This window comes from Mycobacterium sp. 1245805.9 (assembly GCF_001672915.1).
GTDB lineage: Bacteria > Actinomycetota > Actinomycetes > Mycobacteriales > Mycobacteriaceae > Mycobacterium.
The window spans coordinates 24,205-31,438 of sequence record NZ_LZKR01000151.1 but is presented as its reverse complement, the minus strand read 5'-3'; the positions used below and the strand labels follow the sequence as shown (position 1 = coordinate 31,438).

Annotated in this window: 6 protein-coding genes; 5 read left to right on the top strand and 1 reads right to left on the bottom strand. The window is 69.5% G+C overall.

Features of this window, described 5'->3' with window-relative positions; genetic code table 11:
• Positions 1–59: 59 nt before the first annotated feature.
• From A9X00_RS20230 to A9X00_RS20220, 3 genes are all read left to right on the top strand, one after another.
• On the top strand, positions 60–860 hold the full coding sequence (locus tag A9X00_RS20230) for an Ig-like domain-containing protein (RefSeq protein WP_082975406.1): 801 nt from the start codon (positions 60–62) through the stop codon (positions 858–860).
• A gap of 127 nt (positions 861–987) precedes the next feature.
• Positions 988–1,575: a TetR/AcrR family transcriptional regulator gene (locus A9X00_RS20225; protein WP_067157428.1), complete on the top strand. Its 588-nt coding sequence runs from the start codon at positions 988–990 to the stop codon at positions 1,573–1,575.
• Positions 1,572–3,821: a molybdopterin-dependent oxidoreductase gene (locus A9X00_RS20220; protein WP_067157425.1), complete on the top strand. Its 2,250-nt coding sequence runs from the start codon at positions 1,572–1,574 to the stop codon at positions 3,819–3,821. The genes A9X00_RS20225 and A9X00_RS20220 overlap by 4 nt, the downstream gene beginning before the upstream one ends.
• 48 nt (positions 3,822–3,869) lie before the next feature.
• On the opposite strand, the gene A9X00_RS20215 is transcribed toward A9X00_RS20220, so the two are convergent.
• Complete coding sequence (locus tag A9X00_RS20215; RefSeq protein WP_067157422.1) at positions 3,870–5,864, bottom strand: M13 family metallopeptidase; 1,995 nt, start codon at positions 5,862–5,864, stop codon at positions 3,870–3,872.
• A gap of 42 nt (positions 5,865–5,906) precedes the next feature.
• On the opposite strand from A9X00_RS20215, the gene A9X00_RS20210 reads away from it, so the two are divergent.
• Together A9X00_RS20210 and A9X00_RS20205 are read left to right on the top strand one after the other, a co-directional pair.
• Positions 5,907–6,545: a hypothetical protein gene (locus tag A9X00_RS20210; protein WP_067157419.1), complete on the top strand. Its 639-nt coding sequence runs from the start codon at positions 5,907–5,909 to the stop codon at positions 6,543–6,545.
• Complete coding sequence (locus tag A9X00_RS20205; protein ID WP_067157416.1) at positions 6,542–7,231, top strand: hypothetical protein; 690 nt, start codon at positions 6,542–6,544, stop codon at positions 7,229–7,231. Before A9X00_RS20210 ends, A9X00_RS20205 begins: the two co-directional genes overlap by 4 nt.
• Positions 7,232–7,234: the final 3 nt, after the last annotated feature.

The following is a 7,234-nucleotide window of genomic DNA, read 5'->3' as shown; positions in this document are numbered from 1 at the left end:
CGGGCGGGTAGATCGCCAGGCCGTTGAAGGTGTCGACGGTGAAGTTGTAGGGCCCCACGCTGGCGCCGCCCCCATTCACCTTCCCCGGCGCCCAGCCGGCGGCCTCGGGCCCGGCCGCCGGGCAGAACCCGACGCCGTTCACCGGCACCGCGCCATTCGGGCCGCCCGCGATCGTCCCGAAAAACGGCTCGACGGTCGGCGTGGCCCAGCCGATCATCATCAACTTCCCCGGCCGGGTCGACGACGCCGGCGCGGCCATCGACGCGGTGCACGTGATGTCGACCCCGCCGGTGCCCGGCAAGTTCTACTGGATGACCCCGACGCAGCTGCGCTGGCGTCCGCTGAGCTTCTGGCCCGCCCACACCGACGTGACCGTCGACGCCGGCGGCACCGTGTCCAGCTTCCACACCGGGGACACCCTGATCGCCACGGCGGACGACTCCACCCACCAGCTCACGGTCACCCGCAACGGCACCGTGGAGAAGACCATCCCGATGTCGATGGGCATGACGTCCGGCAACCACCAGACCCCCAACGGCACCTACTACGTGCAGGAGAAGATGCCCTCGGTGGTGATGGACTCCTCGACCTACGGGGTCCCGGTCAACTCGACATACGGCTACAAGGTGACCGTCGAGCTGGCCGTGCGCTTCGACAACGTCGGCGACTTCGTGCACAGCGCGCCGTGGTCGGTGGACGACCAGGGCAAGCGCGACGTCAGCCACGGCTGCATCAACATCAGCCCGAGCAACGCGAGGTGGTTCTTCGACAACTTCGGGCCCGGTGATCCGATCATCGTGAAGAACTCGACCGGCGGCGATTACCAGAAGCACGACGGCTCCAGCGACTGGATCAACTAGTCCCCACCAGTCCCCCGCAAGCGGGAGGTGCCCCCAGCAAAATCGCCCTTTCCGGCTCGGAAGAGGGCGATTTTGTGTCTGCTCGGCATCTTTTGCGCGCCGCACGATTATGTATAGCATCATACATATGCGCAGCCCCCGCGAGCGGATGGTCGTTTCGGCCGCGCTGCTGATCAGGGAGCGCGGCGCGCATGCCACGGCCATCTCCGACGTTCTCGAGCACAGCGGCGCGCCGCGCGGATCCGCCTATCACTACTTCCCCGGCGGGCGGACCCAGCTGCTCTGCGAGGCCGTCGACTACGCCGGCGAGCACGTGGCCGCCTTCATCACCGAGGCCGGCGGCAGCGCCGAGCTGTTGGACACGCTGATCGACAAATACCGCCGCCAGCTGCTCGACAGCGACTTCCGCGCGGGCTGTCCCGTCGTCGCGGTGTCGGTCGAGGCCGGCGATGCGGAGGACCGCGAGCGCATGGCGCCGGTCGTCGAGCGCGCGGCCGCGGTGTTCGACCGCTGGTCCGACCTGATCGCCGCGCGCTTCGTCGCCGACGGCATTCCCGCCGACCGGGCCGGCGAACTGGCCGTGCTGGCGACCAGCGCGCTCGAGGGCGCGATCGTGCTGGCCCGGGTGCGGCGCGACCTGACGCCCCTTGATGCCGTGCACCGCCAGCTACGCCGACTGCTCGCGGCCGAGCTCTCCGAGAGGAATCCGCAATGACCACCACCGACTGGCAGCCCACCGCGTGCATCCTGTGCGAGTGCAACTGCGGCATCGTCGTCCAGGTCGAGGACGGCCGGCTGGCCCGCATCCGCGGCGACAAGGCTAACCCCGCCTCGCAGGGGTACACCTGCAACAAGGCGCTGCGGCTGGACCACTACCAGAACAACCGCGCCCGCTTGACGTCGCCGATGCGCCGCCGCGCGGACGGCACCTTTGAGGAGATCGACTGGGACACCGCCATCGTCGAGATCGCCGAGGGCTTCAAGCACATCCGCGACGCCTACGGCGGCGACAAGATCTTCTACTACGGCGGCGGCGGGCAGGGCAACCACCTGGGCGGGGCCTACAGCGGCGCGTTCCTCAAGGCGCTCGGGGCCCGCTACCGGTCAAATGCGTTGGCGCAGGAGAAGACCGGCGAGGCCTGGGTCGACGGGCAGCTCTACGGCGGTCACACGCGGGGCGAGTTCGAGCACGCCGAGGTGTCGGTGTTCGTCGGCAAGAACCCGTGGATGTCGCAGAGCTTCCCCCGGGCCCGGGTGGTGCTTAACGAGATCGCCAAGGATCCGGCCCGGTCGATGATCGTGATCGATCCCGTCGTCACCGACACCGCCAAGATGGCCGACTTTCACCTGCGGGTGCGGCCCGGGACCGACGCCTGGTGCCTCGCGGCGCTGGCCGCCGTCCTCGTCCAGGAAAACCTTTGTGACGAAGCGTTTCTCGCCGAGCACGTGCGCGGCGCCGACGTCGTCCGCGCCGCGCTGCGCGAGGTCCCGGTCGGCGAGTACGCCCAGCGGAGCGGGGTCGACGAGGAACTGCTGCGCGCGGCGGCGCGGCGCATCGGCGCCGCCGAGAGCGTGGCGGTGTTCGAGGACCTCGGGATCCAGCAGGCGCCCAACAGCACCCTGAGCTCCTACCTGAACAAGATGCTGTGGATCCTCACCGGCAACTTCGCGAAAAAGGGTGCGCAGCACCTGCATTCGTCATTCGCACCGCTGTTCAGCCAGGTCTCCGGCCGCACGCCCGTCACCGGTGCACCCATCATCTCCGGGCTGATTCCGAGCAACGTGGTGCCCGAGGAGATCCTGACCGATCACCCGGACCGCTTCCGCGCCATGATCGTCGAAAGCGCCAATCCCGCGCACTCGCTGGCCAATTCGGCGGCCTGCCGCGAGGCCTTCCAGGCGCTGGAGCTGATGGTCGTCGTCGACGTCGCGATGACCGAGACCGCCCGGCTCGCCCACTACGTGCTGCCCGCGGCGTCCCAGTTCGAAAAGCCCGAGGCGACCTTCTTCAACTTCGAATTCCCCGCCAACGCTTTCCAATTGCGCCGGCCACTGCTCGAACCGCTGCCCGGAACGCTGCCCGAGCCGGAGATCTGGGCCCGCCTGGTGCGCGCGCTGGGCGTGCTCGACGAGGCCGACCTGCGCCCGCTGCGCGAGGCCGCGGGGCGGGGCCGCCAGGAGTACGCCGAGGCCTTTCTCGGCGCGGTCGCGACCAACCCCACTGTGGCGAAGTTGGTTCCGTACGTGCTCTACGAGACGCTTGGGCCGACGCTGCCCGACGGGCTGGCGGGCGCCGCCGCCGCGTGGGGCCTGGCGCAGAAGACCGCCATGACCTACCCCGAGGCGGTGCGGCGGGCTGGCCACGCCGACGGCAACGCGCTGTTCGACGCGATCCTCGACAACCCGTCCGGGGTCACGTTCACCCTGCACACCTACGAGGACGACTTTGCGCTGATCAGCCACGCCGACCACAAGATCGCGCTGGAGATCCCCGAAATGCTGGACGACCTAAGGGCTTTGGCGACGGCACCCCCCCAGCTGACCACGCCGGATTTCCCGATCGTGCTGTCGGTCGGCGAGCGGCGCGCCTACACCGCCAACGACATCTTCCGCGACCCGTCCTGGCGCAAGCGGGACGCCGACGGGGCGCTGCGGGTCAGCGTCGAGGACGCCCAGGTGCTGGGGCTCGTCGACGGGGGACGGGCGCGGGTCAGCACCGCGGCCGGCAGCGCCGAGGCGACCGTCGAAGTCACCGAGACCATGCTGGCCGGGCACGCCGCGCTGCCCAACGGGTTCGGGCTCGACTACGTCGGCGAGGACGGGCGCACCGTCGTCCCCGGGGTCGCGCCCAACTCGCTCACCTCCACGGAATGGCGCGACCCCTACGCGGGCACGCCATGGCACAAGCACGTGCCGGCGCGCATCGAGGCATGCCGAGCAGACGCAAAAGCTCCCGTTTAGGGCCGAAACTAGGGGCTTTTGCGTCTGCTGGCGCCCAAAAAGGGTGGCCTAGTTCCAGATCCTGACCCGGTTCGCCGGCGCCAGATACAGCCCGTCGCCCTCGGCCACCCCGAACGCTTCGTAGAAGGCGTCCATGTTGCGGACCACGCCGTTGCAGCGGAACTCCGGCGGGGAGTGCGGGTCCACCGCCAGCCGCCGGATCGCTTCCGCCTCACGCGATTTGGTACGCCATACCTGCGCCCAGCCGTAGAACACGCGCTGCACGCCGGTCAACCCCTCGATCAGGGGTGCGGGCCGGCCGTTCAGCGACAGCTGGTAGGCCAGCAGCGCGATCGACAACCCGCCCAGGTCGCCGATGTTCTCGCCGACGGTGAAGGCGCCGTTAACGTGATGGCCCTCGCCGAGGCCGCGCGGCACGTACGCGTCGTACTGCTCGATAAGCGCCTTGGTGCGGGCGCCGAACTCGGTGCGGTCGTCGTCGGTCCACCAGTCGACCAGGTTGCCGTCGCCGTCGTACTTGGCGCCCTGGTCGTCGAAGCCGTGCCCGATCTCGTGGCCGATCACCGCGCCGATCCCGCCGTAGTTGGCGGCGGCGTCGGCGTCGGCGTCGAAGAACGGCGGCTGCAAAATTGCTGCGGGGAAGACGATTTCGTTCATACCCGGGTTGTAGTAGGCGTTGACGGTTTGCGGCGTCATGAACCACTCGTCGCGGTCCACCGGGCCGCCGAGCTTGGCCAGCTCGCGGTCGTGGTTGACCGCATACCCGCGCCGGTAGTTGCCGTACAGGTCGTTGCGGTCGATGACCAGCTTCGAGTAGTCACGCCACTTCTCCGGGTAGCCCACCTTGGCGGTGAACTTCTCCAGCTTGGCCAGCGCGCGCTCGCGGGTCTGCGGCGTCATCCAGTCCAGCTCGCCGATGGACTGGCGGTACGCCGCCTTCAGGTTGTCCACCAGCTCGTCGATGCGGGCCTTGGCGCCCGGCGGGAAATGCCGCTGCACGTAGAGCTTTCCGACGGCGTCGCCCATCACGCTCTCAACCAGGGCCACCGCCCGCTTCCAGCGCTCCCGGATCTGCTCGGTGCCGGTCAGCAGGCGACCGTAGAAGTCGAAGTCCGCGGCGACGATGTCGTCGGTCAGCCAGGCGGCGCGGGCGCGGATCAAACGCCAACGCGCCCAGCGCTTCCAGTCCTCGAAGTCTTCGCTGTCCCACAGTGCGGCGAACGCGGCCAGGTAATCCGGCTGGCGCACAACCACTTCCGCGATCGAATCGGGAACTCCGCCCAGCGCGGTCGCCCAGCCGTCCCAGTCGAAGCCCGCCGCGTCGGTCCGCAGCTCGGCGAATGTGCGCAGGTTGTAGGTGAGGTCGGCGTCGCGGCGCTTGACGACGTCCCAGTGGGCGGCGGCGAGCTTGGCCTCCAGCGCCACGATGCGCGCCGCGGTGTCGGCGTGAGTTCCGGGGTCTTGAGCGTCCGAGCCGTAGACGAGGCCGAACATCCGCGCGATGTGTCCCGGGTAGGCGGCCAGCACCTCGGCGTGCCGCTCCTCGCGGAAATACGACTCGTCGGGCAGGCCGATGCCGGACTGGGCGAAGTGCGCCAGGTAGCGGGCCGAGTTTTTGGCGTCGGTGTCCACGTACATCGCCACGCCCCCGCCGACCCCGGTGCGCTGCAGGGCGCCCACCGCGGCGGCCAGGGCCGCGGTGTCGGCGCAGTCGTCGATGACGGCCAGCTCGTCGAGCAAGGGTTGCACGCCGCGGCGTTCGACGGTGTCCTCGTCGAGGAAGCTGGCGTAGAGGTCGCCGATGCGTTGCTGATCCGTCCCGGCGGCGGCGCCCTGCTCGCTGGCCTCCACGATCAAGTCGCGCACCTGCTCTTCGGCCCGGTCGTACAGCGCGCGGAAGGCGCCGTCGGTCGCCCGGTCCGGGGGAATGTCGTAGTCCGCCAGCCAGCGGCCGTTGACGTGGCCGAACAGGTCGTCTTGGGGGCGTGCGTTCGCGTCGACAAAGCTCAGGTCGACGCCGGATCGGATGGCCTCTACTGTCACCCCGCCATCCTTCCATCTTCCTTTGGATGCGACGATCGGCCCATGTCAGACGACCCCGACGTGGAATCAGAGGCCGTCGAAACCGAAGACGACGTCGAAACCGAAGACGAATCCGAGCCCGATGGCGGGCGGATCTTCTCCATCTACGGCGTCGCGTCGACCGTTCTCGGCGTGCTGGCGGTCGCCGCCGTCGTGCTCGGCTACGTCATCTGGTCCGGGCACCGCGACGAAGTCGCCGAACGCGTCTACCTGAGCCGCGTCATGGCGACCGCGGCCGAGTGGACGGGCGTGCTGATCAACATGAACAGCGGCAACATCGACGCCAGCCTGCAGAAGCTGCACGACGGCACGGTCGGGGAGCTCAACACCGACTTCGACGCGGCCGTGGACCCATACCGGCAGGTGGTGCAGAAGCTGCAATCGCAGAGCGCGGGCCGGATCGAGTCGGTGGCCATCGAGACCATGCGCCGCGACCTGGACACCCAGCCGGGCGCCTCCCGGCCGGTCGTCACGACCAAATTGCCGCCGTTCGCCAGCAGGATGGACTCGGTGATGCTGGTCGCGACGTCGGTGAGCGAGAACGTCGGCGCCAAGCCGCAGGTGGTGCACTGGAATCTGCGGCTCGACGTCTGCGACGTCGACGGCAAGCTGATGATCTCCGGGCTGGGTTCCATCCGATGAGGAACATCTGGCGGCTGCTGGCCTTCGACATCGCGGCCCCGCTGGCCGCGATCGCCGCGCTGTGGATGATCGGGGTCGTCCTCGGCTGGCCGCTGTGGTGGGTATCGGCGGGCTCGGTCCTGGCCCTGCTGATCGTCGAGGGAGTGGCGGTCAACTTCTGGCTGCTGCGCCGCGATTCGGTCAGCGTCGGCACCGACGACGACGCCCCGGGGCTGCGGCTGGCCGTCGTGTTCCTGTGTGCGGCCGCCCTGTGCGCGGCGGTGGTGACCGGGTACACGCACTGGACGCGCACCGACCGCGACTTCAAGAATGACACCCGCGAGGTGGTCCAGGTCGCCGCGGGCATGGCCGAGGCGATGGCGTCGTTCACCCCGAGCGCCCCGACCAGCTCCATCGACCGGGCCGCGGCGATGATGGTGCCCGACCAGGCGGGCACGTTCCGGGAGCAGTACCGAAAGTCCAGCGCGGAGCTGGCCCAGCACAACGTGACGGCCCAGGCGGCGACGCCGGCGGCCGGGGTCGAGGCGCTGGGGCCGACGGCGGCCAGCGTCGCGGTGATCCTGCGGGTCACCCAGAACGCCCCCGGGCAGCCGCCCAGTCAGGCCGCGCCCGCGCTGCGGGTGGCGTTGGCCAAGCGCGGCGACGCCTGGCTGGTCTCGAACGTGACGCCGATGAATGCCCGCTGACTC

Bases quoted from the DNA above. Each gene is read 5' to 3' on its own strand.
- A9X00_RS20225 (WP_067157428.1), top strand. From the start codon at position 988: ATGCGCAGCCCCCGCGAGCGGATGGTCGTTTCGGCCGCGCTGCTGATC.
- A9X00_RS20205 (WP_067157416.1), top strand. From the start codon at position 6,542: ATGAGGAACATCTGGCGGCTGCTGGCCTTCGACATCGCGGCCCCGCTG.
- A9X00_RS20210 (WP_067157419.1), top strand. From the start codon at position 5,907: ATGTCAGACGACCCCGACGTGGAATCAGAGGCCGTCGAAACCGAAGAC.
- A9X00_RS20220 (WP_067157425.1), top strand. From the start codon at position 1,572: ATGACCACCACCGACTGGCAGCCCACCGCGTGCATCCTGTGCGAGTGC.